Origin of the sequence: Mammaliicoccus sp. FSL K6-3158 (genome assembly GCF_038005105.1) — a bacterium.
GTDB lineage: Bacteria > Bacillota > Bacilli > Staphylococcales > Staphylococcaceae > Mammaliicoccus > Mammaliicoccus sciuri.
On the sequence record NZ_JBBOSL010000001.1, the window covers coordinates 230,307 to 254,971 of the forward strand.

Annotated in this window: 20 protein-coding genes; 6 read left to right on the plus strand and 14 right to left on the minus strand. The window is 33.6% G+C overall.

Annotated elements, in window-relative coordinates; genetic code table 11:
• Positions 1 to 24: 24 nt before the first annotated feature.
• From brnQ to MHH94_RS01040, 3 genes are all read right to left on the minus strand, one after another.
• A complete protein-coding gene (gene brnQ, locus MHH94_RS01030; protein WP_058591925.1) occupies positions 25 to 1,383 on the minus strand; it encodes a branched-chain amino acid transport system II carrier protein in 1,359 nt (452 codons plus the stop codon).
• A 233-nt stretch (positions 1,384 to 1,616) separates the two neighbouring features.
• On the minus strand, positions 1,617 to 2,894 hold the full coding sequence (locus MHH94_RS01035; protein WP_208182559.1) for a hydroxymethylglutaryl-CoA reductase, degradative: 1,278 nt from the start codon (positions 2,892 to 2,894) through the stop codon (positions 1,617 to 1,619).
• Complete coding sequence (locus MHH94_RS01040) at positions 2,894 to 4,051, minus strand: thiolase family protein (protein WP_078355317.1); 1,158 nt, start codon at positions 4,049 to 4,051, stop codon at positions 2,894 to 2,896. The genes MHH94_RS01035 and MHH94_RS01040 overlap by 1 nt, the downstream gene beginning before the upstream one ends.
• 102 nt (positions 4,052 to 4,153) lie before the next feature.
• Here MHH94_RS01040 and MHH94_RS01045 point away from each other — a divergent pair, with 102 nt between their 5' ends.
• Positions 4,154 to 5,323 carry a hydroxymethylglutaryl-CoA synthase gene (locus MHH94_RS01045; RefSeq protein WP_340839308.1) on the plus strand — a complete coding sequence of 390 codons (1,170 nt, stop codon included), beginning with the start codon at positions 4,154 to 4,156 and terminating at the stop codon, positions 5,321 to 5,323.
• Between the two features lie 52 nt (positions 5,324 to 5,375).
• On the opposite strand, the gene MHH94_RS01050 is transcribed toward MHH94_RS01045, so the two are convergent.
• Positions 5,376 to 6,773, minus strand: coding sequence for an MFS transporter (locus tag MHH94_RS01050; protein WP_088592724.1), 1,398 nt, complete (start codon positions 6,771 to 6,773; stop codon positions 5,376 to 5,378).
• Positions 6,774 to 6,936: 163 nt separating this feature from the next.
• Between MHH94_RS01050 and MHH94_RS01055 the strand changes: the two genes are divergently transcribed.
• On the plus strand, positions 6,937 to 7,680 hold the full coding sequence (locus MHH94_RS01055) for a glycerophosphoryl diester phosphodiesterase (RefSeq protein ID WP_078355314.1): 744 nt from the start codon (positions 6,937 to 6,939) through the stop codon (positions 7,678 to 7,680).
• Positions 7,681 to 7,772: 92 nt separating this feature from the next.
• Here MHH94_RS01055 and MHH94_RS01060 read toward each other — a convergent pair whose 3' ends face one another.
• From MHH94_RS01060 to MHH94_RS01085, 6 genes are all read right to left on the minus strand, one after another.
• Entirely contained in the window at positions 7,773 to 8,606 is an 834-nt protein-coding gene (locus MHH94_RS01060) for an energy-coupling factor transporter transmembrane component T family protein (protein ID WP_048540458.1), read from the minus strand.
• The gene (locus MHH94_RS01065) at positions 8,603 to 10,315 is read right to left on the minus strand and encodes an ABC transporter ATP-binding protein (RefSeq protein ID WP_340839309.1); all 1,713 of its coding nucleotides are present in this window, start codon (positions 10,313 to 10,315) and stop codon (positions 8,603 to 8,605) included. The genes MHH94_RS01060 and MHH94_RS01065 overlap by 4 nt, the downstream gene beginning before the upstream one ends.
• A gap of 7 nt (positions 10,316 to 10,322) precedes the next feature.
• Positions 10,323 to 10,877 (minus strand): ECF-type riboflavin transporter substrate-binding protein, encoded by a 555-nt coding sequence (locus MHH94_RS01070; RefSeq protein WP_340839310.1) that lies wholly within the window; start codon positions 10,875 to 10,877, stop codon positions 10,323 to 10,325.
• 18 nt (positions 10,878 to 10,895) lie between these two features.
• Positions 10,896 to 11,747 (minus strand): SAM hydrolase/SAM-dependent halogenase family protein, encoded by an 852-nt coding sequence (locus MHH94_RS01075; protein WP_232182744.1) that lies wholly within the window; start codon positions 11,745 to 11,747, stop codon positions 10,896 to 10,898.
• A 182-nt stretch (positions 11,748 to 11,929) separates the two neighbouring features.
• Positions 11,930 to 13,273: a dihydrolipoyl dehydrogenase family protein gene (locus tag MHH94_RS01080; protein WP_107609155.1), complete on the minus strand. Its 1,344-nt coding sequence runs from the start codon at positions 13,271 to 13,273 to the stop codon at positions 11,930 to 11,932.
• Between the two features lie 19 nt (positions 13,274 to 13,292).
• Positions 13,293 to 13,730: a MarR family transcriptional regulator gene (locus MHH94_RS01085; RefSeq protein ID WP_058591914.1), complete on the minus strand. Its 438-nt coding sequence runs from the start codon at positions 13,728 to 13,730 to the stop codon at positions 13,293 to 13,295.
• 196 nt (positions 13,731 to 13,926) lie between these two features.
• Here MHH94_RS01085 and MHH94_RS01090 point away from each other — a divergent pair, with 196 nt between their 5' ends.
• A complete protein-coding gene (locus MHH94_RS01090; RefSeq protein WP_025907530.1) occupies positions 13,927 to 14,112 on the plus strand; it encodes a hypothetical protein in 186 nt (61 codons plus the stop codon).
• 48 nt (positions 14,113 to 14,160) lie between these two features.
• Here the strand turns inward: MHH94_RS01090 and mecA1 are convergent, their stop codons facing one another.
• Complete coding sequence (gene mecA1 / locus MHH94_RS01095) at positions 14,161 to 16,161, minus strand: PBP2a family beta-lactam-resistant peptidoglycan transpeptidase MecA1 (RefSeq protein WP_340839311.1); 2,001 nt, start codon at positions 16,159 to 16,161, stop codon at positions 14,161 to 14,163.
• A gap of 291 nt (positions 16,162 to 16,452) precedes the next feature.
• On the opposite strand from mecA1, the gene MHH94_RS01100 reads away from it, so the two are divergent.
• The 3 genes from MHH94_RS01100 (at position 16,453) to fadH (ending at position 21,108) form a co-directional block, all read left to right on the plus strand.
• Positions 16,453 to 18,279: an APC family permease gene (locus MHH94_RS01100; RefSeq protein WP_058591962.1), complete on the plus strand. Its 1,827-nt coding sequence runs from the start codon at positions 16,453 to 16,455 to the stop codon at positions 18,277 to 18,279.
• Positions 18,280 to 18,818: 539 nt separating this feature from the next.
• Positions 18,819 to 20,159: a hypothetical protein gene (locus tag MHH94_RS01105; RefSeq protein WP_325887472.1), complete on the plus strand. Its 1,341-nt coding sequence runs from the start codon at positions 18,819 to 18,821 to the stop codon at positions 20,157 to 20,159.
• A gap of 184 nt (positions 20,160 to 20,343) precedes the next feature.
• Positions 20,344 to 21,108, plus strand: a complete 765-nt coding sequence (fadH, locus tag MHH94_RS01110) for a 2,4-dienoyl-CoA reductase (RefSeq protein ID WP_107603321.1) — start codon at positions 20,344 to 20,346, stop codon at positions 21,106 to 21,108.
• Positions 21,109 to 21,157: 49 nt separating this feature from the next.
• Here fadH and nadA read toward each other — a convergent pair whose 3' ends face one another.
• From nadA to MHH94_RS01125, 3 genes are read right to left on the minus strand one after another with little or no spacing between them, the layout of a single operon-like run.
• Positions 21,158 to 22,258 carry a quinolinate synthase NadA gene (gene nadA / locus MHH94_RS01115; RefSeq protein ID WP_084756095.1) on the minus strand — a complete coding sequence of 367 codons (1,101 nt, stop codon included), beginning with the start codon at positions 22,256 to 22,258 and terminating at the stop codon, positions 21,158 to 21,160.
• Entirely contained in the window at positions 22,259 to 23,092 is an 834-nt protein-coding gene (gene nadC / locus MHH94_RS01120) for a carboxylating nicotinate-nucleotide diphosphorylase (RefSeq protein ID WP_078355306.1), read from the minus strand. It lies immediately after the preceding gene.
• Positions 23,043 to 24,617 (minus strand): L-aspartate oxidase, encoded by a 1,575-nt coding sequence (locus tag MHH94_RS01125; protein WP_106417321.1) that lies wholly within the window; start codon positions 24,615 to 24,617, stop codon positions 23,043 to 23,045. Before MHH94_RS01125 ends, nadC begins: the two co-directional genes overlap by 50 nt.
• Positions 24,618 to 24,665: the final 48 nt, after the last annotated feature.

Genomic DNA, 24,665 nt, shown 5'->3' on the forward strand with positions numbered 1-24,665 from the left:
CGAGGTAACTTGCTTTTGTCTGAATTATGTTGTTTTGTATGATGATTTCTTAAATTGATATACGATGAAGCCGATGATAAATCCGACAAAGGCTGGTAATACCCAACCCATTCCAATCGTGAAGAATGGTAAGAATTTTTCGCCAAAAGTGATAACTGCATGTGCAAAACCTGTATTTGCGATGAATTCAGGACTTGCTTTAATACCATCAACAAATGAAGCGATCATTGTAAAATATGTCGTAAATTGATAAATGATTTTTGAATGATTAAAGAATGAACTGAATAACGTTAGCAAAATAATTGTAATCGCTAAAGGATATAAAAACATTAATACTGGTGTAGAGTATTCAATAATTTTTGTTAAACCAACATTTGCAAAAATACATGAAATAATACTTACAACTGTTGCAAACATTAAATAGTTTTGCGTTGGAAATAGTTCTGTGAATGTTTCTGAAAAGGCTGTGATTAGGCCAATAGCAGTCTTTAAGCAAGCTACAATAATGATGAGTGATAGTAATATGATGCCGTAATCACCTAAATAATATCGTGCGATTTGAGCTAAAGCTATGCCACCATTTTCACTCGCTTTAAAATGACCTAAACTCATCGTACCCATAAATGCTAATAAACTATAAATAATACCCATTAAAATAATGCTAATCGTACCAGATTTGAATGTTTCTTTCGCAATATGATTTGGGTTTGTAATACCTAACTTTTTAATAGTTGATACGATAATAATACCGAATGCAAGTGCAGCTAAAGCATCTAGCGTATTATAACCATCAATGAAACCTTTTAGTAACGCGCTGTTTTCATAATCAGGACTAATATTAGCATTTGATACTTGTCCAATTGGATTAATAAACGCTAATAATATCAATAAGCCTAAAAGGACTAAAAATACAGGATTTAAAAATTTACCGATATATTCTAGAATTTTTGAAGGTTTTTTTGAGAAAAACCAAGCAACTAAGAAGAATAAAATACTAAATATCGATAAATATAATGTGACAGATGAATCTGAAATAAACGGTGTAAATGCAATTTCAAACGATGTCGTTGCAAGCCTAGGTAAAGCATAAAAAGGACCAATTACAAGATAAAGTAAAATCGTGAATATATAAGCATATTTGCGATTTACACGTGTCGTTACTTCAAAAATACCATTCGTCTTAGAAATACCAATTGCGATAATTCCTAAGAATGGTAAACCAATCGCAGTAATTAAGAAACCAATATTGGCCGTTAAAACATTCGATCCTGCCAATTGACCTAAATGAATAGGGAAGATTAAATTTCCCGCTCCAAAAAACAAGCCAAAAAGTAATGATCCGATATATATATTTTCTTTAAAAGTAAGTTTATTTTTCATGATGATAAATTTCTCCTATTTTTTTAATCAACTTCACTATCTTAATGTGTTTTGTAAGAAGATGTCAAATTGATATTGAGGATATACATAAAAAGAGCCTAGAACAACGATATACATTGTTGTTCTAGGCTCTTTTATACTTTTATTGTGGTGCTATCGATCAAGAAACGAAAACAAGATTGTTAGAAATTCTAACGTTCAAGAAAGTGAAACAAGATCGTTAGCGCACCAAATTTCTAATTATTTCTCATCTCATAAAGTAATCCTTGTGCAGCTTCTAGGTTTGGCTTATCCATACTTTTAAGTGCTTCTGTTATAAGTTGGATTTCACTACCTTTTGCACCGATTTTAATTGCTAAGGATTTATAGTGAAGGTTCATATGACCTTGCTGTATACCTTCTGATACGAGTGCACGACATGCTGAAAAGTTCTGTGCGAGTCCGACTGCAGCTACAATGTGTGCTAATTCTTGTGCTGTTTTAACACCTAGTAAGTCTAGTGTAACTTTAGATATTGGTAAGAGGTCTATGCTTCCGCCAATAATGCCGAGTGTTAATGGTAATTCTATTGTACCTACTAAAAATTGGTTATCACTATCATATTTCCAAGTTGTTAAACTTCTATATTGTCCGTCTTTACTTGCATAAGCATGCGCACCTGCTTCAACGCTTCTCGTATCGTTTCCTGAAGCTAATACGACTGAGCTAATCCCGTTCATAACACCTTTGTTATGTGTGACTGCTCTGTATGGGTCGATGTGAGCTAATACAGATGCTCGTTCCATACGGTGTGCGACTTCTGCACCGCTTACTTCATCTTTTTCTAAGTCTGAAATGGCGATTTTACCTTCAATGCGAATAACAGATGTTGTTGAATAGTTTGAAAGAATACTCATTAGTATGTTTGTATCGCTTAATTGAGTTTCTAAATAGTGCGCAATTCCTTCAAGAATGGTATTGATAATATTAGCACCCATTGCATCACGTGTATCGATATGAACTTTTAAAGAAAGCATACCTTCTTCAGGAAATTCATCCGTTTCGATTTTGCGGTAACCGCCACCTCTTTTAAGGATAGAAGGGTAGACTTGATCGGCTACTTGGCGGATATCTGATTCTAAATTTAAAATATCTTTAGATAGTTGAGCAGTATCTGTAACATTATCAAATACGATTTGACCTAATTTAATATTGTCACTTTGAACGACTTTAAGACCACCAGATTTGTTGAAAAGTTTAGAACCGAAACTTGCTGCTGCAACAACTGATGGTTCTTCAACCATCATAGGTACAGCGTACGCTTTATCTTCTACTATAATTTCAGGTAAGACACCTACTGGTAGCGTACCTTGACCAATGACATTTTCGATTAAATTCTCTAAAAGTTCTTTATCTATTTCTGAATTGTTAAGTAATATTTGCTCAGATTCTTCTTTAATCCAACCATGATCTTTTAATTGTTTGATTTTCTCAGGTCGTGATAAATGTCTGAAGTCTTTCGTTAAAGGTTTCATTAAAGTCCTACTCCTTTTTCTATCATTAATGCTATACCTAAGCCACCACCGATACATGCAGTTGCAATACCCGTTTGCTTATCTTCTTGTTTTAAGGCATGTGCAAGTGTTGTAACCAATCTTGAGCCTGTTGATCCTAGTGGGTGACCTAAAGCAATCGCGCCACCATAAATGTTAAATTTCTCATCTGGAATGTTAAGGTTTTTTTTAACAGGAATGCTTTGTGCTGAGAATGCTTCTGTCATCTCAACTAAATCGATATCTTGAATTGTTTTTCCAGTCTTGTTTAATAGTGACTCTACGGCATAGAATGGTGCATAACCCATATATAATGGATCACAGCCGATTTCAGCGTGTTGTCCGACAGTTGCTAAGATTGTGTAGCCGTGTTCTTTCGCGTATGATTCACTCATTAAAATTAAAGCAGAACCACCGTCGCTTAAAGCTGAAGCGTTACCCGCAGTAACTGTACCGTCTTCTTTGAAAATTGTCTTTAATGTTGCAAGATCTTCTATTGTACTTTCAGGTCTGATTAATTCATCTGAAGTTATTGTTTCACCATTAACATCTTCTAATGGAACAATTTCTTCATTGAATTTACCAGCTTTTGTTGCTTTATCAGATTTTAAATGTGAATTTAATGCAAACGTATCTTGTTCTTCACGGGTAACTTCATATTTAGTTGCAATTGCTTCTGCAGTTAAGCCCATCGCCATATTATGAAAGACGTCAGTTAAACCATCATGCATGAAACTTTTAACAGGTGTGTCGCCTTTTTTAAGAATAAGGTCTGGTGTGTTCGTCATACTTTCGATGCCGCCTACAGCAACAACATTTGCTTCTCCAAGTTGAATAAGTTGTTTGCCTAAAATGATAGATTTAAGTCCTGATCCACAAACTTCGTTTACAGTCATACCAGGTGTTTCATATGGTAAACCGGCATTTACAGCAATTTGTCGAGCAGCATTTTGTCCCGTACCAGCTTGAACAACGTTACCGAAAATAACATTTTCGATATCTTTAGGATCTAGTTGGATTTTATTAATTGCAGATTTTAAAGCAGCAGTCCCTAATTCTACTGCAGAGTAGTTACTCAACCTTCCTCTGAATTTTCCTACAGGGGTTCTTTGAGCACTTACGATTACAACTTTATTCATATTTTATGTTCTCCTTAAAAATTTATTTATTAATAATTGTCAATATTTGATGTAGTTTGATATCATTCAATATATAAAATAACATATTGAGAGGAAATTATTATGGCAATAGGTATTGATAAATTAGATTTTTACATCCCAAGTTTTTATGTAAGTATGGACGATTTGGCAAATGCTCGTGGAGTAGATCCAAATAAATTTAAAATAGGTATCGGTCAAAATAAAATGGCCGTTAATCCAGTAAGCCAAGATATTATATCAATGGGTATTAACGCAGCTCAAGATATTTTATCTGAACAAGATAAAAAAAATATCGACATGGTGATTGTAGCGACTGAATCGGGAATCGACCACTCTAAAGCAGCATCAATAGAGATTCATGACCAATTAAATATTCAACCATTTGCACGTTGTATTGAAATGAAAGAAGCGTGTTACTCAGCTACAGCAGCTATCCAACTTGCTAAAGACTTCTTATCTAACAATCCGAGTAAAAAAGTACTTGTAATCGCAACTGATATCGCACGTTACGGATTAAATTCAGGTGGAGAACCTACACAAGGTGCAGGAGCAGTCGCTTTACTATTGAGTCATAATCCTAGAATTTTAGAATTAAATGACGATAGCGTTGCATATACAAATAATGTATATGATTTCTGGAGACCAACATCTGAAAAATATCCTGTCGTAGATGGTGCTTTATCTAAAGATGCATACATTGAATCATTCAACACAGTTTGGAATGAATACGCTAAACGTACAAGTCATGAAGTAAATGATTTTGAATCATTCTGTTTCCACGTTCCATTTACTAAAATGGGTGAAAAAGCCTTCAAGACTATTTTAAACGAAAACGTAGAAGATTCAATTAAAAACAGATTAATGGATGCATATCAAGATTCTGTACTATGGAATAGAGACGTAGGAAATATTTATACAGGTTCATTGTATTTAAGTTTAATTTCTTTATTACAAAACCATACATTCCAAGCAGGACAAGAAGTATGTCTATTTAGTTATGGTTCAGGTGCAGTAGCTGAAATATTTAGTGGTTCAATCGTAGATGGTTATGATAAAGCGCTAGATAAAGAAAAACACTTAGACATGCTTGCATCAAGAGAACAATTATCTGTAGAAGAATACGAAACTTTCTTTAATAGATTTGATAATCAAGAATTTGACTTCGAACGTGAACTCAGACAAGATCCATATTCAAAAGTATACTTACACAGTATCGCAGATCACATTAGAACATATAAAACAGAAGAGTAATAAATGAAGCCTAGGACATCACTTAAGACGTCCTAGGCTTTTGCTTTTTGTATTAAACTTTTTCAATATATTGATCTTCGTGTTCGACATCTTTACCGACTGGTTCCCATTTAATATAAGTAGTAATGATTAGCCCAACTATAGGCACTAATGCTAATAGCAGCATTGTCTTATTTAATCCTAAGTTAGCTAATATAATTGGGAAAATAAATGTACCAAACATACTACCGAATCTACTCACGGATTCTACAAAGCCTGTTCCTTTACCTCGTAGAATTGTAGGGTATGAAAGGGCGGCAATTGCTTTACCTTGAGTTCCTGGTCCACCTGAATGTCCAAATAGGAAGAATGCCACCATTAACGCAATCAACCAAGTATAGGTATGTCCATAAAATAAACCTATAATAATCATGGCTGTCCCTACAATGCTAAACCCAACAATTGTTAATTTACGTGCGCCGTATTTTGTTGTGAGTAATGCACCAGTTAAACCACCAATGATACCCGCGATATTAATGAGTGCAGTACCTGATAAGGATTCGATTTTGTTTTCTCCGATTATATAAATTGCGATTAAAGGAATATATAGACCGATTGCATAGTACTGCATACCTTGTAATGTTGCAATGGAAGTCGCTAATATTGTTCTTTTACGATAGCGTTTATTAAACAATGTACGTAAAGGATTTTTAACTTCTGTTTTACTAAATGATTCATCTTCACCTTTATTAGGTTCGATATTCACATTGATGTTGTAGTTCTTCTCGAGTTCTTTACTCGCTTCTGTTAAGGTTTTATTTTTCATTGACCATGATGGGCTTTCGCTTAAATAAAATAATCTTAAAACGAGTATAATCGTTGCGAACACTGCGCCGAGTGCTACGGAATAACGCCATAACCAAGCACCTGTACCAAGAGAATATAACAAAATAACGATAAGAGCCGAAGATACAACGGCGATATACCAAACGACTTGCCAATAGTTGACGTTACGGCCTTTATCTTTTTTATTACTGATTTCTGCTATAAAAGTAAAAGCAACTGGGCTATCCATACCAATTGCAAATCCCATCAATAATCTGAAACATAATAAAATAGCTGGTGCAGGTGATAACGCAGCCCCAATTGCCCCAATGATTAAAGAAATCAATGAGACAGATAGAATTAATTTACGACCTAATTTATCGGCGTAAAATCCACCAATTGCAGCACCAAATAATGCACCGAATGGCATTGCTGTCATAATGAATGATAAGTAAGTCGGAGAAAGTTTGAATTCTTGAGTAAGTTGATCAGTCGCTGTCCCTAAAATTGTTAAATCATAAGCATCTAAAAATATTGTGCCTAATACGATAATTAATAATAGTGACGTACGCTTTGTCGTCTTACGTTCGTTCACATAATCGATAATATCCTGTTTCGTATGTATTGTAATTGTTTCACTAGCCATAACCATACCCTCCTTAAAAAATCTATACACATTTTGTTGGCAATAAACAGACCAATAATGTGATAATACAGGTATGCTGATTCTACGGATGTTTGTTGTAAATATATACCCTAAGAATCAAAAAATTAACAATTTAAAAATAAAAAGCGCAAGGAGAGGTAATATGCTAACAATATATGGACATAGAGGATTACCAAGTAAAGCTCCAGAAAATACAATAGCATCTTTTAAAGCAGCTTCAGAAATAGAAGGTGTAAAATGGCTAGAGTTAGATGTTGCCATTACAAAAGATGAACAATTAATCATCATTCATGATGACTATTTAGACCGTACAACAAGTATGTCCGGGGAAATAACAGCATTAAACTATGAAGAATTAAAAGAAGCATCAGCAGGATCATGGTATGGTGCGAAATTTAAAGATGAACGCTTACCAACATTCGATGATGTGATAGAAATAGCAAATGAATATAACATGAACTTAAATGTAGAGTTGAAAGGCGTCACTGGCGCGAATGGACTCGCTCTATCTAAAAGTATGGTAAAGCAAGTTAAAGAAAAATTAGCAAACTTAAATCAAAATCAAGAAGTACTCATATCAAGCTTTAACCTCGTACTCGTTAAACTAGCAGAAGAAATCATGCCAGAATATAAAAGAGCTGTCATCTTCCATACGACATCATTCAAAGAAGACTGGAGAACATTGTTAGACTATTGCGATGCAAAGATAGTGAATACAGAAGATGCCAAACTCACAAAAGCAAAAGTGAGAATGGTCAAAGAAGCGGGTTATGAATTAAACGTTTGGACCGTAAACAAACCAGCACGCGCAAACCAACTTGCAAACTGGGGTGTTGATGGGATATTTACAGATAGCGCAGATAAAATGGTGCATTTGTCTGAGTAGGAGAGACTAAATAGTTTCTTACACTAGATTTTCCGAAATAAAAACAGAGGTAAGTCTTCCGTATTAGAGACGGTAGTCTTACCTCTGTTTTATTAATGCCATGGATTATAAAACCTACTGCCATTGATAAAGAATAATGCAATCGCTACTGCGACAAAGCATATTACAATAACAATGGTCATATAATCTTTGAATTGATATGGTTCGCTTACATACCATGTTCTTTTTTTATGTTTACCAAACTGTCTAAGTTCCATTGCTGTACTGACAGTATCAATGCGTTCAATACTTGAAAATATTAGAGGCATTACAATTTGTGATACGCCTTTAAGACGTTTAATGATACTTGCTTTTTTAGACATTTCATAGCCTCTAGCCTGTTGTGCTTGTGATATTTCTAGATATGTTTCTTGGATATCAGGAATGTATCTTAATGTTAATGCTACGGCATAACTGATTTTATAATTAACACCTATACGATTTAAGCTTGCTGCAAAGTGGCTAGGGTTTGTTGTTAATAAAAATACAAGTGTTAAAGGAATGGTACATACATATTTTAATAATAGATTAAACAAATAAAATAATTCTTGAGTTGTTAAAGTAAATCTTCCAACACCTGACCATAATTCTGTTCTAACACCATAAAGGCGGACGCCGTATTCAGGGTCAAATAAGTAAACGGCGATAACATTGATTACTGTGAAAAAAGCGATAAATTTAACAACAAAACTAACTTGATACCATTTAAGTTGAGAAACTTTAAAAAGAATCAGAGAACAAATACTTACTATAATCAAATAACGTGTATCATAAGTCATCATTGCAGAAATTGATAGTAATAAAAAGAAAATGAGTTTTGCTGTTGCGTTTATATAATGTATAGGGCTATTTCCTGGATGATAGCCTAGTGTATTAAACTCATTCATGATTTTTTCACCTCTTTATCAAATTCTATGAATGTTCTCACGAAATTTTGAGGAGATGTAATTTGAGCACGTTGCGCAAGTTTATATAATGATGTTTGTCTCAGAGCCGCTTGCTCACATAGATTTTGATCTGCTAGTAATTTTATTGGAGTAGTGTCAGCAATAATCTTACCATCAGAAATAACAATAGTACGGTCCGTATATTCAGCTAGTAAATGCATATCATGCGTTATCATGATAATTGTTTGTCCATCCTCGTTTAAGGATTTTAAGAAAGTCATCATTTCCGTGTAATGATAATAATCTTGTCCTGCTGTTGGTTCGTCTAAAATGATGATTTCTGGATTTAGTACAAGTATAGATGCGATTGTTACACGTTTTTTCTGTCCATAACTCAATGCAGAAATTGGCCAATTTCTGAAAGAGTATAAACCACATGTTTTTAAAATATTAAAAACGCGTGATTTAATCTCAGCCTCATCTATGTTTCGGAGTTTTAAACCTAAAGCAACCTCATCAAAAATCATCTTTTCTGATATCATATGATTTGGATTTTGCATGACATAGCCAACATGTTCAGAACGTTCGCTGATTGAAAGTTTGTGGAATGATTCGTTGTTCCAAAACATTTTTCCTTTAGTATGTATAAAACCACAAATTGCTTTTGCTAATGTAGATTTACCTGCTCCGTTATGTCCCACAATACTTAACATTTCTCCAGGATATATATTGAGATTTATATGATTTAATATTTTTCCACTCGTGCGATTATATTGATAATTAATATCCTCTAAAGTTAATAAAGGTTTATATTGATTGTATTGATTTTGAGGGACAATTTGTTCAGATTGCCAATTTTTGATAGCATGTTTAATTTCACTATTTGTGGATACTTCATTAACATTAGCGAAATTTATTTTTTCTTGAATAGGTATTTGAGTGTATTTCACAGCTGATGCGTATAAAGGTTCTCTAATACCACATTCATTTAAATAGTTGCTACGTAATAGCTCATTAGGTGTTAAATCTGCATAAATCTCTCCATCTTTAAATAAGATGACGCGATCAAAAGTGTCATCAAGCGCTTCTTCTAAGCGGTGTTCTACCATAATCATAGTTGAATCTGTATATTGATGTAACTCTTCTAAAAGTTTCATTGTTTGGTAGCCAGAATGAGGATCTAGATTTGCTAGAGGTTCATCAAGTACTAAAATAGGAGGCTGATGTATGAGTACGCCACCTAATGAAACACGTTGTTTTTGACCACCTGACAAATCTTGTGGACGCTTATTTAAATGTTCATCAATATTGACAACCTTAGACCAGTGGTGGACGTCTTTATGCATGGTTTCTTTATGAACATTATTGTTTTCTAACATAAACGCCATATCTTCAGCAGCTGTTAATCCAATAAACTGACCATCTGTATCTTGAAGAACCGTTCCTACTATATTTGACCGTTCATGAAAAGTGCATTCTTTAGCATCTTCCCCATTAATAATTATTTGGCCAGTTAAGTCACCTTCATACTTAAAGGTAATAAGTCCATTTATACAGTTTACAAAAGTCGATTTACCACTACCTGAAGCACCAACTATAAGCACTTTTTCGCCAGGATAAATATTAATATTTATATTGTGAAGTGTTGGTTCAGATTGGCTATAATATTTGAAATTAACATTTTTAAAGGTAATAATCGGTTTAGCCATTGTTAATCTAATCCTTTCTCAAGCTGCCTTTTTGTACTTGAGTTGATGCATAAGCTTTTATAAGTAGTGTACCAATAATTCCTACTGATACAATATTTAATGTTGTAGAAATGACACCTTGTGTAAATACTTTATTAGCCGGTTCACTATAGATTAAAATATCTAAAATTGGTGCGATTAAACCCCAACATACAATATTTCCAATAATAATAGCGACTATAAAATATAAAATGATTTTTTTGCTAAATTGTCCAGTAGCTAAATTGATTTTTTGCCCAATCCATCCGTAATAAAAGCCAATAATTCCTGAACATATTACCCAACTCCACCAAGCACTACCATAAGTCGTGAAGTCCTTAACAGCGTGACCAATAAGGCCAATCATAAATCCAGCAAAAGGACCAAATATAGCAGAAATTAAAGCTAAAAATGCATAAGATGTTTCTAAGTTAGTGTTTGGGAAGCCAGTTGGAATTACAACAAACCTACCCAAAATAACAAATACTGCTGCACCAATACCTATAGCTACGATAGTTTTAACTGATATACCTTGTTTATTCATGATATATTCTTCCTTTCATTATAAATTGAATGATACCTTCGATAATTGGATTGTCCATTCTTTACCTGTTCCGATATGATATAGTTTTGAAAATGAATCTTGGTTAACGGCAATACCGATGTTAACAAGTGAATTAACATAGACAAGTGGTTCTCCGATATTTACATCAGCAAATGAACGTACAAATTTAATAATATTTTGATACACTTTATTCTCATTGTGGAAAATAGACACCATAATTTGATCTCCGTGTGAATAATTTGCTTCTTTTAGATAGTCTAAAGGAATATTTGTCCATAAAGAACCAAATCTTATATCTAATACATCAATACTACCACTTAAAATATCATTCTCATTTTTAGCTTCAATAATTTCTAATTGTTTAATGGAATCAAGCTCAATAGGTTGGCCAAGTTCATTGAAAGTAATTTGTTTTGAAGCGAGTCTTGCGCCATTATAAGCATATACATCTCTCCCGTGAAATGTATGACTTTCCTCAGAGTGAGGTAAGCGGCTTTTAACTTCATCAATTGCGATTACTTTTTCAATACCTTCGTAATATTGAGTATGACTTAATGACCCGTTATCTGGTGTAATAATATAATGTCCAGATTTAGTTAAGCATGCAATACTTCTTCTATCACTTCCAACTCCCGGATCTACCACTGAAACAAACACCGTGCCTTTTGGCCAATATTTAACAGTTTGATATAAACGATATGATGCTACCCATATATCATATGGTGGGATATTGTGCGTTAAGTCACTAATTTCAATATCATTGCTTACCGTATGAGCAACACCATACATAGCACTTACTGCACCATCCTCCAATCCAAAATCAGATTGTAATACTAAAAAATTTCCCATAATAATCCTCCAGATTTTCTTTTTAAATATTCAGAATTATATAAAAACATTACGCGCAATACCACTAAATGTCAATACAAAGTTGAGAAATTTACTATGTTTTAAAGGCTTTTAGTTTATCAGCTTTTTACTATATAAAAAACCACCACTTTTCGTTGTTAGAAAAGTGGTGGCAATATATTCTACATCATTGCTACTTTTAATAAATCTAGCACGCCGCTTGATGATCCTGGGAATGCAAAGATGAGTTGGTTGAGGTCTTTGGATGTTAGTTTTTGGTTAACGATAAATGTGAGTAGGTTAATTAAGTTTGCTGCATCGTCTGCGTAAATTTCTGCGCCTACGAGTTGTTTGTCTGCGTTTAATACAATTGTCATTTCCGCTTCTGTTTCATTTTTATATTCAAATACCATTTGTTTACCGAATGGTATGTCTTTTATTGTATATGCTTCGCTTTGCTCTGCATCTTTAACTGTAACACCTATTTGTGAAAGTCTTGGTAATGAGTATAATACTGATGGTATTGCTGGATATTGGATTGGGTTTGGATTGATACCTAATATATGAGTCGCGATGTAGTTAGATTCAAATGTTGCTGTTGGTGTTAATTTAGGGATTGTTTTATCTAATACATCTCCGCTTGCATATATGTTGTGTATGTTTGTTCTTAAATGATCATCGACTTGAATACCTTTTTCACTATATTCGATGCCTAATTCGTCTAGTCCTATATTTTGTACATTTGGTTTACGTCCAGTAGCATCTAGAACATAGTCAGTATCAACGCTAAGTCCTGATTCTGTTGTTACGTGATAACTGCTACCAGTTTGTTGTACAGATTGAACATTTTCATTTAAATGGAATTGTACGCCTTCTGATTCAAGTTTATGAATTAATTTCGCGATGTGCTTTTCATTAAATCCATCTAATGGTTTATCTGTATGGTGGATGACATGAACTTCAGCACCTGATTTAATTGCGATTGAAGCGAATTCGATACTAATAATACCAGCACCAATAAATGTGATGCTATTTGGCATTTTATCTAAAGATAAGAAGTCACGACTATCATGTGTTAATGCGCTACCTTCTATATCTAATTTATTACTATGTTGTCCTGTTGCAATGACGATGTTTTCAGCTTGAATAGGCGTACCTTCAACATCAACTGTATGAGCATCTACTAATTTACCGGCACCCATTATAACTTCAATACCTTGTTGTTCAAACATAGATTTAAGTGTATTGGAAAGGGGATTTATGACAGCTTTCTTATATTGCATCAAGTTCTTCCAGTTTACGTGTAATTGATCAGATTCAATAATTTGAGGATAATGACTAGCTTCTTCTAATACTTCATAAGGTCCTTCAAGTAAGATTTTGGCATTACAACCGTAATTTGTACATGTACCAGCTATCGTGTCTTTTTCTATAATGGCTACAGATTTGCCTGCATGTTTTAACGTTAACGCAGCGTGCCATGCAGCATGGCCACTTCCTATAAATACAACATCAAATTTTTTCATAGTTTATCATCCTTATATGTTATTTATTTAATTGCTTTCTTAAAGTTGTTTCTAATTGATTCATAATGTCTTTCGTTTGTTTGTATAATTCTAAATCCATTTCTTCTGATACACATTTAGAGATAGCATCGTAAATAGGTTGTTTTTGTTCTTTCCCTTTTTGTGTTAACGAAACAACTAATTGTCTTTTATCTTGGTCTGATTTTTGTCGAGTGACCCATCCTGATTGTTCTAATCTTTTAAGTAGTGGGGTAAGCGTGTTGCTTGAAAGGTCCAATTTATGACCAATTGAATGTAATGTTTGAGGATTTTCCTCCCATAATGAAAGTAAGACTAAATATTGTGAGTAAGTTAAACCAAATGACTTAAGCTCTTTTTCATAAAATTGGGCAAATAATCGACTTACATTATATGCTGAGAAACATACTTGATTGGCTAGTTTCATATTGTAATCCATTAAATACTCCTTTCTATCGTGTGCGATTGATTATATATTAAACTATCGTGCGCGACTAATCAAATGTGGTGCTCACAAATTGAAAAAAGGTACTAGAATTGATAACTTGTAATTAATACAAAGTAAAGATTGTCCTTTTACAGAAATTGTAATAATATAAATTTAAAGATGAACATGTAGTCGTGGAGGGATGGTTGTGAGTGAAAATCATGACAAAGATATTAACGAGGAAATAGAGAAAGAATTGCTAGAATATCTAGAGAATAAAGACGAAATTGAAGCAGCAAAGCCTAAAAAGAAAAAATATATGAGCATGGTATTTCTATGCAGTTTAATCATTGCGTTGCTATATATTTCTAGAATTGTTATGAATATTTTTTAAAGACATAAAAACAGAGCAGCATCCAAACGCGGATGTTGCTCTGTTTGTTTATTTATCAATACGATACGTTTTCTTACCGTTATCATATAAATCGTCATACACTTTTCCAGATATTTTGGCATTGTAACTTGCCATGCCTTTATCTTGTACATCTTTCACATTAATAGCCATCATTATATTTGGATTATCTTTATCATATGAAATGAACCAACCTATTTGTTGTCCTGTCTCACCTTGTTTCATCTTGAGTTCAGCTGTACCTGATTTACCAACTAAGTTAGCATATGATCTATAAATATCTTCTCTATGTGTTTTGTTCACGACTTGTTGCATACCGTCTGTTAACAATTTAATATTTTCCTGGGAAATGATGTTCTTCTTCCAGACTTTATTTTTCGTATCTTTGAGTACATGTGGAGCATTCACATTACCTTTGTTCTCTAATGCGCTGTATATTGAAAGAATTTGAACAGGATTGATTAATATTTCACCTTGGCCATAACCTGAGTCAGCTAACAATATTTCATTATCTAAGTTCTTATTTGAAATTTGTGCATTGTAGAATGGATAATCACTCGGGATATCTTCACCAACACCAAGGCGTTTCATTCCTTCTTCGAATTTTTTGCTGCCTAATTCAAGTGCAACTCTCGCAAAGAAGATATTATCTGATGATTCAATAGCTTGTTTTAAGTCGATATCGCCATTCACAACTTCGTATCTTGTAACGTTGTAGTCACCCCAAGATTTATCTTTTTGCCAACCTTTTCCATTAATTTTATAACTTGTTTTGCCGTCTAATGTCTTATTGTTTAAGCCAATCATGGATGTTAATATTTTTTGAGTCGAACCTGGTGATGCCGTAATTTGGAACTTATTAAGGAGTGGCTCTTTATCATCTTCAGTTAATTTCTTATAATCTTCATCGCTCATTCCATTCATAAATGGATAAACATCATAAGATGGCGTGCTGACAAGTGCTAAGAGTTCACCAGTTTGTGGATGAATAGCAGTCCCCGAACCGTAGTCATCTTTCATGTTGATATAAATACTTTTTTGGACTCTAGCATCGATGGTTAATTTAATATCTTTGCCGTCTATTTTCTTTTTCTTTATTAATGTATCAATAACTTTATTATTATCATCAATTATTGTGACACGGTATCCGTCTTTATTTTGAAGGTCTTTATCGTATAGTTTTTCGATACCTTTTTTACCAACGATGGCATCCTTTTTATAACCTTTAAATGCTTTTTGCTTCAATTCTTCTGAATTAATAGGGCCAACATATCCAAGTAAGTGCGTTGTTGCTTCTTCAAGCGGATACTGTCGACTTTCTGTTTCCTGTGATGTGAGATGATACTTTTCAACAAAATTCTTTAAATCTTGATTCATATCTTGAACAGTCTTGAGAGGGACGAATGTATCATCTTTAACCCAATCCTGTTCTGTTTGTTGTTTAATATACGATTCTGAAAGGTCTAACTTTTCAGCGATTGCTTTGTAATCACTTGTGGAAACATTATTAGGAACAATACCAACTTCATGTGCTGTTCCTGTAGTGGCTAACTCTAAATTGTTCCTGTCTAAAATCTTACCTCGTTCTGATTTCAATGGTTCAATATTGATGGATTGATTTTTCTTCATGCCTGGAATAATGGCACTTTGATTCCAATCCAATTTCCAATCTTTATCTTCTTTAATAAAGTTTAATTTAACGTCACGATTAATTTTGCCGTAATTCGTTTGAAGTTCATACTTTGCTGTGACTTGTTTTTTGTTTTTTGAAACCTTTTTGATATCACGATCTTTAATGTTGATATCTTTGACGCCGAGACTGTCATAAATCTTAATAGGACGGTCTGTCATTTCTACTTCACCATTATCGTTTTTAGATTGGTAAGTACTATTTTTAAAGACTTGCTTAACGTTTTTATCTTCAATGGCATCAATTGTTTCGTTTATTTTCTTATCTTTAGATGCATAAAAGAATACGCTTGAACCAACAGCGATGATTACAATAACGATGGCGATGATTAATTTTTTCATAAGAATCCTCCCAGAATTAGGACTAAGAATGAGTGTTTTAGTTATTCAAGTTGTGAATACAAATATAACATAAATAATCAATTTACTCTTATTGAGAAAGTTTATTAATGGAGTAATTATACACTTTAATTAAGAGTTATTTTATTAATAAAGAGAAATAATACACTTAAAAGATGGTTGCTTATATATACTTTTAAATTTGATGAGCGTATAAATATATATATGCTTTTGATGTCATCAATCGTTAACGTTTTGTTCAATTTATTAAATATGATTAGGAGATTAGATATGATATTTTCTCAAGCTAAAAGATTACTAATAGGTAAACCAAAGAAAAACAAAGAGTTACAAAATGAAAAGATTAGTAATACAAAAGCGTTAGCCATACTTTCATCAGATGCATTGTCCTCTGTAGCATACGGACCAGAGCAGATATTAATTGTGCTCTCTGTGTTAGGTGCTATAGCAGCTTGGTATACACTACCGATTACGGCATTTATATTGATTTTGTTAATCACATTAGTGCTGTCATATAGACAAGTTATTTACGCTTATCCTCATGGTGGTGGTGCTTATACCGTTTCAAAACATAACTTAGGAGAAAAATGGTCGCTACTCGCAGGTGGGTCGTTACTTGTAGACTATATATTAACAGTCGCTGTTAGTATTTCATCAGGTACTGATGCATTTGTAGCCGCATTTCCATCTTTATATGAAAAACGAATTTTAATAGCATGTATTTTAGTAATTTTGATATTAATTTTGAACTTAAGAGGTTTAACAGAATCTGCAACGGTGTTGTCGTATCCCGTATATTTATTTATATTTGGTTTGATTATGCTGATCGTCGTAGGTGTATGGAAAGTAGCAACTGGCCAAGCTGAACCACAAACAACATCCGTTGTCGGTAGCTCAGTACCGGGTGTAACGTTCTTTCTATTACTAAAAGCATTTTCATCTGGTGCATCATCTTTAACAGGTGTTGAAGCGATATCGAACTCAGTTAAAAGTTTCAAAGATCCCGCACCCAAAAATGCTGTTAAGACTTTAATCGCAATGGGAAGTATTTTAGGATTTATGCTTGTAGGTATGGTCTATTTAACTTATTTCTATGGCATTATGCCACAAAGAGAAACGACTGTATTATCTCAACTTGCGAAACAAGTCTTTGGAGAGAATGTGATATTCTACTTTATTCAAGGTGCAACAGTACTCATTTTGATATTAGCGGCTAATACTGGATTTACAGCATTTCCACTACTCGCAGCAAATATGGCTAAAGATAAGTACATGCCACATATGTTTACAGTTCGTGGTGATAGATTAGGTTATTCGAACTCTATTATTATATTAGGTGTTTTAGCAATATTTTTAATAATAGGCTTTAACGGCAAAACTGAAAACTTAGTTCCACTTTATGCAGTGGGGGTGTTCATTCCGTTTACGTTAGCACAACTCGGTATGATGATAAAATGGATCAAAGAAAAACCGAAACATTGGAAAAAGAAATTAGCAATCAATACATTAGGTACTGTTATAACATTTACAATATTTATGATTTTACTCATAACAAAAATGCCACACGTGTGGCCAATCTTAATCTTTTTACCGATCGTCGTATTGATGTTTGTTCGAATTCATAAACACTATATAAATATCGCGAAAGAATTACACGTTTCAGAATCACACAAAAGCACTACAACAAAAAGTAAGAACTTAGCCATTATTCCAATAAGCGGTATCACAAATGCAGTAGATAAATCTATCGCATATGCAAAATTAACATCTGACGATATCATCGTTGTACACGTAGCAGTAGGTGAAACAAATGAGAAGAAATTACAAGCGAAATGGAAGTCATTGTACCCAGATATACGACTTGTCATATTGCATTCAGAGTACAGAGACGTCATTAAACCTATCACGCGTTTTATAGATAAAATTAATCATAAAGCAACAGCAGAAGATTATTTAATAACTGTCATCATACCGCAATTTATTACAAATAGAAGATGGCATAATTTATTACACAATCAAACAAGCTTTATGTTAAAAGTCCATTTATTCTATAGAAAGAATATCGTCATATCAACGATACCTTATAAATTAAAACATTAAACTTAAAATCATTTGTATTTTACAACTATATATTTAAAAAAGCAGAGGAAACAATCAAAAGATTGAATATTTCCTCTGCCTTTTTAATGCAATAAAACTGAAATTAACCGAAAGTTTGAATGCAAGTCTTGATTAAATCAATAATGCTTGTAATAACACCAGCGATATCCATTTGCAAAACCTCTTTCCTTTTAAGATACATTAAGTATAAAAAAACTTAACCCATTTATGTTAAAAATTCCCTATAAAGCCAAAAATCATACATAACTGTTAATCAATTAAAAAACAACGTACAAATATGCACAAAAACCCGTCACTTAGGGAATGTGAAGGAAATTGAATAGTTTGGAATAAAAGAATATTAAAGAGTGAAAGAGTTGAAGTGAGATGATGTGATACTTTTATATTAAAAGCATCAGTGAAATATCTCTGAATACATTTCAATTTACATTGTATTTGTTACAATAGTAAAGAACATGTATATAACTTTTTTATAATTATTTAGCGAATATATTATAAATTTATAAGGGGTGATTCTTTTGAAGAAGCAGCTGTTCTCTGGCCTTGTACTTATGTCTGTAGTGGCATTAAGTGGTTGTAGTTTTAGTATTGGTGGAGATTCGAATGATGGCAAGTCATCTGAAAATGCTCAAAAGGGTGAATCACAAGATAATCAGTCTAATGATTCATCAAACAATGAGGATAATAGTAATGAAAGTGGCATTAAAGATGAATCGAATATCACTGAACAACAGAGTATTGCGATGGCTATGTTAGATCCTAGTGTTGAAGATGATATTGTAACAGGTGATGAATTATTATCTGGAAAATATACGCAAACTTTTGGAGCTGGAGAGAAGAAAGAACGTAATATTGATACGTTAGAACTTGCTGAAAGTCCGGAACTAAATAAGATGAAAAACAAACCAAATGGTATGAAGTTCTATAGTTTGAATGCTACTAAAGGTAGCTATGCGACAATAGTCGGTGTAAATAAGGATGAAGTTGTATATATTAAAACTCAAAGTGCTGTTCAAGATTTTAATGATGTAATAGATGATGGAACAGTAGATTGTTTGAACATTGCTGATTTATATAAGAAATATAAAGATAATCGCAAAGTTTCTAATGTAGCAAGTAAGATTGAGTATGTAGATCCATTACCTTCTAATGATGATTCAGATGATAATAAGACTTCTAACGAGAATGTAAATAGTGATGAATACTATGCAAAGGTATGGTTAACGGCTTTACCGAGTTATCGAAATATGGATGAAAGTGAAATGAATGCAGAGCTTGAATTTAATAATCTTGAGGGTGAGTATTTAAATCCATACAACAAAGCTAATACGGTGAAATATCCTAAAGGTGTGTATCGTTTAGCAGGTTCTCCTACTGCTGCTGGACATGTTGTGTATAAAAATAATGGAGATGGTACGATTTCTATTTATAATGTGCCTTCACATTTTCATGATGAAAGATGGACTGAAGATGATGAGTACTCTCAACAAGAATCTGAAAAGATTTTAAACAATCCGAAAGTCATTAAGCTTTATGATGCGTCTGACGAACAAATAGCAAGAACTGTGAAAATGTTTGATGGCACGTCTTCTATAGATGATGGTGCTGATTCAGATGATGATAGTAATTCTGAAAAAGTAACACGAGAGAATGTTATTGATAAAGTAGAATCGTATGAAGATGAAACGTTAGATACAGATAAATATACGTTTAAAGAACCTGAGAAGACAGATGAAGGTAAGTGGGGCTTCTCATTTGAAGATAAAGATGGCAATTTAGCAGGTTCTTATATTATAGACGATGACGGTAAAGTGACTGAGTATGATGAAGATGGAGAAGAAGTCGGATCAGGATATTAATATATTGAAAGACCTTTGAGCGTAACGTTCAAAGGTCTTTTTATTATACTAATAAATATTTTTTAAAGCTTTATGTGATGTGTAACTTCTGTTTAATTGTCCTTTATTGCAACTTGTTGTACACTATATGTAAGCGCTTACTAAAGACAAGTATTTTAATATAGTAAATATGAGGAGAATATATATGAAGGATAAAGTGATCATTGTAACGGGTGGTAGCAGTGGTATGGGTAAAGCGATGGCAACGAGATTTGCAGCAGATGGTGCAAAAGTTGTCATAACTGGACGCTCACTTGAAAGGCTTGAAGAAGCGAAAAAGGATATAGAACAAGAAGAAGGACAAGTATTATGTATTGATATGGACGTACGTGATCCAGAACGCGTTCAGTATACAGTAGATGAAACGATTAAAACATTTGGTAAAATAGACGGATTAGTCAATAATGCAGCAGGAAATTTTATTTGTGCAGCTGAAGATTTATCTTATAACGGTTGGAATTCAGTTATTGATATTGTATTAAATGGGACTTTTTATTGTTCGCAAGCAGTAGGTAAAGAATGGATTAAGGGTGGTCATAAAGGTCGTATATTGAATATTGTAGCAACATATTCATGGACAGCTGGTGCAGGAGTTATACATTCAGCAAGTGCCAAAGCAGGTGTGCTTGCTATGACGAGAACATTAGCAGTTGAATGGGGAAGTAAATACGGTATTACAGTTAATGCCATTGCACCTGGACCGATTGATAATACAGGTGGTGCTAAGAAGTTAACGTTATCTGAAGATGCCAGACAACAAACGTTAGATAGTGTTCCTGTAGGTAGAATGGGCCAACCTGAAGAAATTGCAGGATTAGCAAGATTTTTATTCTCAGATGAAGCGGCTTATATCAATGGCGATTGTATCACAATGGATGGCGGTCAGTGGTTAAATCGAAATCCATTTTAATATTAAATAACCTTTCACCTCGATTGTATTGAAGGTGAAAGGTTATTTTTTATACGATACTTAACATACGTTCTAATGATTGTTTCGCAAAATGAGATGTTTCTTTATCTACTTTAATAATGTTTGATCGCTCTCCGGCAATGATTTTATCTAAACACCATGCGAGATGAGGTAAGTCAATTCTATTCATTGTTAAGCAAGAACACATAAGTGGATTAAGTGATTCAATCGTAATATCCGTATAGGTCTCCTTTAAACGTTGTACGAGGTTCATCTCAGTACCAATCACCCAATGAGAACCTTTTGGCGCATTTTTTATTGTGTCGATAATATATTTAGTTGAACCTGCATAGTCTGCCATTTGTACGATATCAAATTGGCATTCTGGATGTACAATAACATTCACGTCTGGGTCTTTTTTTCTCGCTTGATCTATATGAATGGGATAGAACTTTTCATGAACAGAGCAATGTCCCTTCCATAAGATGATTCTAATATCTTCATCACGACCATCGAAGTCTAGTTTCTTTTGTATTGGATCCCAGACAGCCATTTCCTCAAGTTTGATACCTAATTTATAAGCGGTATTACGACCTAAATGTTGATCAGGCAAAAATAATATACGTTTATCTTGATCTAAAGCCCATTGAATCACACTGTCAGCATTACCACTTGTTACACAAGAACCACCATTTGCTCCGACGAATTTCTTGATTGCAGCAGTCGAATTCACATAAGTAAGCGGTAGAATATTATCACCTAAACGATTCGTTAATATGTCATAACCATGAAGTGCTTGTTCGATATTTGCCATATCTGCCATAGAGCAACCAGCAGATAAATCAGGTAAGTAAATATCTTGATTATCGTCAGTCAAGATGTCAGCAGTTTCAGCCATAAAATGAACACCATTAAAGACGAAATATTGAGCCTTTGTATTCTCTTTACAAATACGTGCGAGTTCAAGAGAGTCACCCATAATGTCAGCAAATTGCGCAACTTCATTTTTTTGATAGTGATGCGTTGGCATAAACAAACGATCACCTAGTGAAGCTTTAATAGATTTAATTTTGTCTTCAAGTTCTTTATGAGACATTTTTATGTACTTTTCAGGGATAGATTGCGCATTCTCAATTGTGAGATTAAACATTTATATAACCACCTTTGCAGAGATATCTAATGCATGTTGCTCATAAAATAACGAACCTATAGAAATATAATCGACACCCGTTTCAGCGTAATCAACAATATTCTTAATATTGATATTACCGGATGCTTCAGTTTGTATATGTTCAGGCACTTTCGTGATATGTGCTTTGATCCATTCTGGTTTGCAATTATCAAACATGATGATATTCACATTGGATAAAATGGCTTCATCTAAAGTATGTTCATCTTCAATTTCTATTTCGATTTTATCCATAGGTCCGATATGTTGCTTAGCTTTAGATACAAGTTCACGAATCGATGGACTGAAACTGATATGGTTGTCCTTTAACATTAATCCGTCATTAAGCGTTCGACGGTGATTATAGCCACCACCAATAAATACTGAATGTTTTTCAAACATACCTAATCCTGGCGTTGTCTTTCTCGTATCTACAATTTTGACGTTTGTATGCTGAACCTTTTGGACGATTTCATGTGTAGCTGTAGCGATACCTGACATTCTTTGAATTAAATTTAAAGTGATGCGTTCCATCGTCAAGAGTGTTGAAATGCTACCTTTAATAACAGCGAGCTTCTGACCTTTCTCTATGAACGTACCGTCTTGAACGAACAAAGTGGTCGTAATAGCATCATCAAGCAGTTTAAAACTTTCTTGAATGATCATTTCACCACAAAATATGCCTTCTGATTTACTTAAAATTGTTAATGTACCTTGTTGAGTGGCGTCGAATAAGCTTGAAGACAAATCACCATAATGGTTATCTTCAAGGTAAAATTGTTTGAGTTTTTCTTGGACGTATAACTTGTTTAGCATGAATTGAATCCTCCATTAGTATTTCGATATCAGTATGTTGTAGTGTTGATTTAGTATTCGGATAATCTAATCTATAGTGGACACCGCGTGATTCTAAACGACTTAAAGCTGATATAGAGATCATTTCTAAAGTCTTTACTTCTATATATTTCTGCCAATCTGATTGAGTCCATTCAGCTAAAGTCATCGCATTGCTAAGACAATCTTTTATTGAATTTAAGTAAGCTGTAATGTCTGTACCATTACGCTCTATACCTAACACTTTAAAAGTTTGTTGACGAAAATATTGTATGTCTTCATCACTTATTTTAGGAATATGTCGTTGCTCAGATTCGCTAATATGAATATCTCTTATTTCAGATTGATGAATAGCTTCCCCACAAAGATGTCCCATAACAAGTGCTTCAAGTAAGGAATTACTTGCTAAACGATTTGCACCATGAAAATTTGTATTACTCGCTTCCCCTATAACGTAAAAGTGGCTCAAGTTCGTTCGACCATAAATATCTGTTTTTACGCCACCCATTGTATAGTGTGCACCAGGTGTAATAGGAATGAGATGGTTCGCATATTCATCTGGAAAATGTTCAATGACGTTTTGATAAATCGTTGGAAATCTATTAGAAAATGCTTCAACTTGTTCGATATTAATAAAGCATTGATGACCAAGTTGTTGTTGCTGAAAGATGGCTCTACTTGTCACATCTCTAGGAGCGAGACTGCCTAAAGGATGTTTATCTTCCATAAAGTGATCCCCAAGGCTACTGACTAAAATACCACCATGCCCCCTTACTGCTTCAGAAACTAAACCGTATGTTTGTCCAGGCTTACCGAGTAAAGTCGGATGAAATTGAATCATTTCCATATGCCTTAATGGAATGCCGTGATGATGCGCGATAACATGCCCTGAACTTATTGAACTGGATGCGCCTGAATGAGTAGGGAATAAATTGCTGTAACCACCTGTAGCCAAAATGACATCATGGGCTATGATATCAAGCTGTTGTCCATGTTTATTAAGTGCACGTACACCACAAACAGCATGTTCTGTATCTTTCAACAAATCGATTACTTCAGTTTCTTCATAAATCTTAATATGCTTGGATGATAATTGATTCATCAAATGGTGCGTTAAATATTTACCCGTTTGATCACCACCAATATGTAAAATCCGAGGGCGAGTGTGCGCACCTTCCATCGCAAAATCTAAATCATGTTGATTTGTAATCGTATCAAAATTCAATCCATTTTGAATGAGTTGCTCAATGTAAAGATGACTATGTTGGATGATGGATTGTATGACATCAATATCTCCAAGTTCATTGCCAGCTTTATACGTATCTACAATATGCGCATGACCATTGTCATGTTCGTATTGAGAACAACAAATTCCGCCTTGAGCTAGTGAACTATTATGTTTATTTAGTTTATCTTTCGTAATGCAATGAATTTCAGTTTGCTCATTAAATGATTGTATAGCTGCTAATGCAGCGATGCCAGAACCTACTACAATGACTTTTCTCAAAGTTTACACCTAACTTTACATATATGTTATCATTTTATATACAATATA

Coding starts and splice junctions, on each gene's coding strand:
- MHH94_RS01070 (WP_340839310.1), bottom strand. CDS start 10,877: ATGAATAAACAAGGTATATCAGTTAAAACTATCGTAGCTATAGGTATT.
- MHH94_RS01035 (WP_208182559.1), bottom strand. CDS start 2,894: ATGAAACCTTTAACGAAAGACTTCAGACATTTATCACGACCTGAGAAA.
- fadH (WP_107603321.1), top strand. CDS start 20,344: ATGAAGGATAAAGTGATCATTGTAACGGGTGGTAGCAGTGGTATGGGT.
- MHH94_RS01080 (WP_107609155.1), bottom strand. CDS start 13,273: ATGAAAAAATTTGATGTTGTATTTATAGGAAGTGGCCATGCTGCATGG.
- MHH94_RS01045 (WP_340839308.1), top strand. CDS start 4,154: ATGGCAATAGGTATTGATAAATTAGATTTTTACATCCCAAGTTTTTAT.
- mecA1 (WP_340839311.1), bottom strand. CDS start 16,161: ATGAAAAAATTAATCATCGCCATCGTTATTGTAATCATCGCTGTTGGT.
- nadC (WP_078355306.1), bottom strand. CDS start 23,092: ATGCTAAACAAGTTATACGTCCAAGAAAAACTCAAACAATTTTACCTT.
- MHH94_RS01055 (WP_078355314.1), top strand. CDS start 6,937: ATGCTAACAATATATGGACATAGAGGATTACCAAGTAAAGCTCCAGAA.
- MHH94_RS01060 (WP_048540458.1), bottom strand. CDS start 8,606: ATGAATGAGTTTAATACACTAGGCTATCATCCAGGAAATAGCCCTATA.
- MHH94_RS01065 (WP_340839309.1), bottom strand. CDS start 10,315: ATGGCTAAACCGATTATTACCTTTAAAAATGTTAATTTCAAATATTAT.
- MHH94_RS01050 (WP_088592724.1), bottom strand. CDS start 6,773: ATGGCTAGTGAAACAATTACAATACATACGAAACAGGATATTATCGAT.
- MHH94_RS01075 (WP_232182744.1), bottom strand. CDS start 11,747: ATGGGAAATTTTTTAGTATTACAATCTGATTTTGGATTGGAGGATGGT.
- MHH94_RS01085 (WP_058591914.1), bottom strand. CDS start 13,730: ATGGATTACAATATGAAACTAGCCAATCAAGTATGTTTCTCAGCATAT.
- MHH94_RS01040 (WP_078355317.1), bottom strand. CDS start 4,051: ATGAATAAAGTTGTAATCGTAAGTGCTCAAAGAACCCCTGTAGGAAAA.
- nadA (WP_084756095.1), bottom strand. CDS start 22,258: ATGTTTAATCTCACAATTGAGAATGCGCAATCTATCCCTGAAAAGTAC.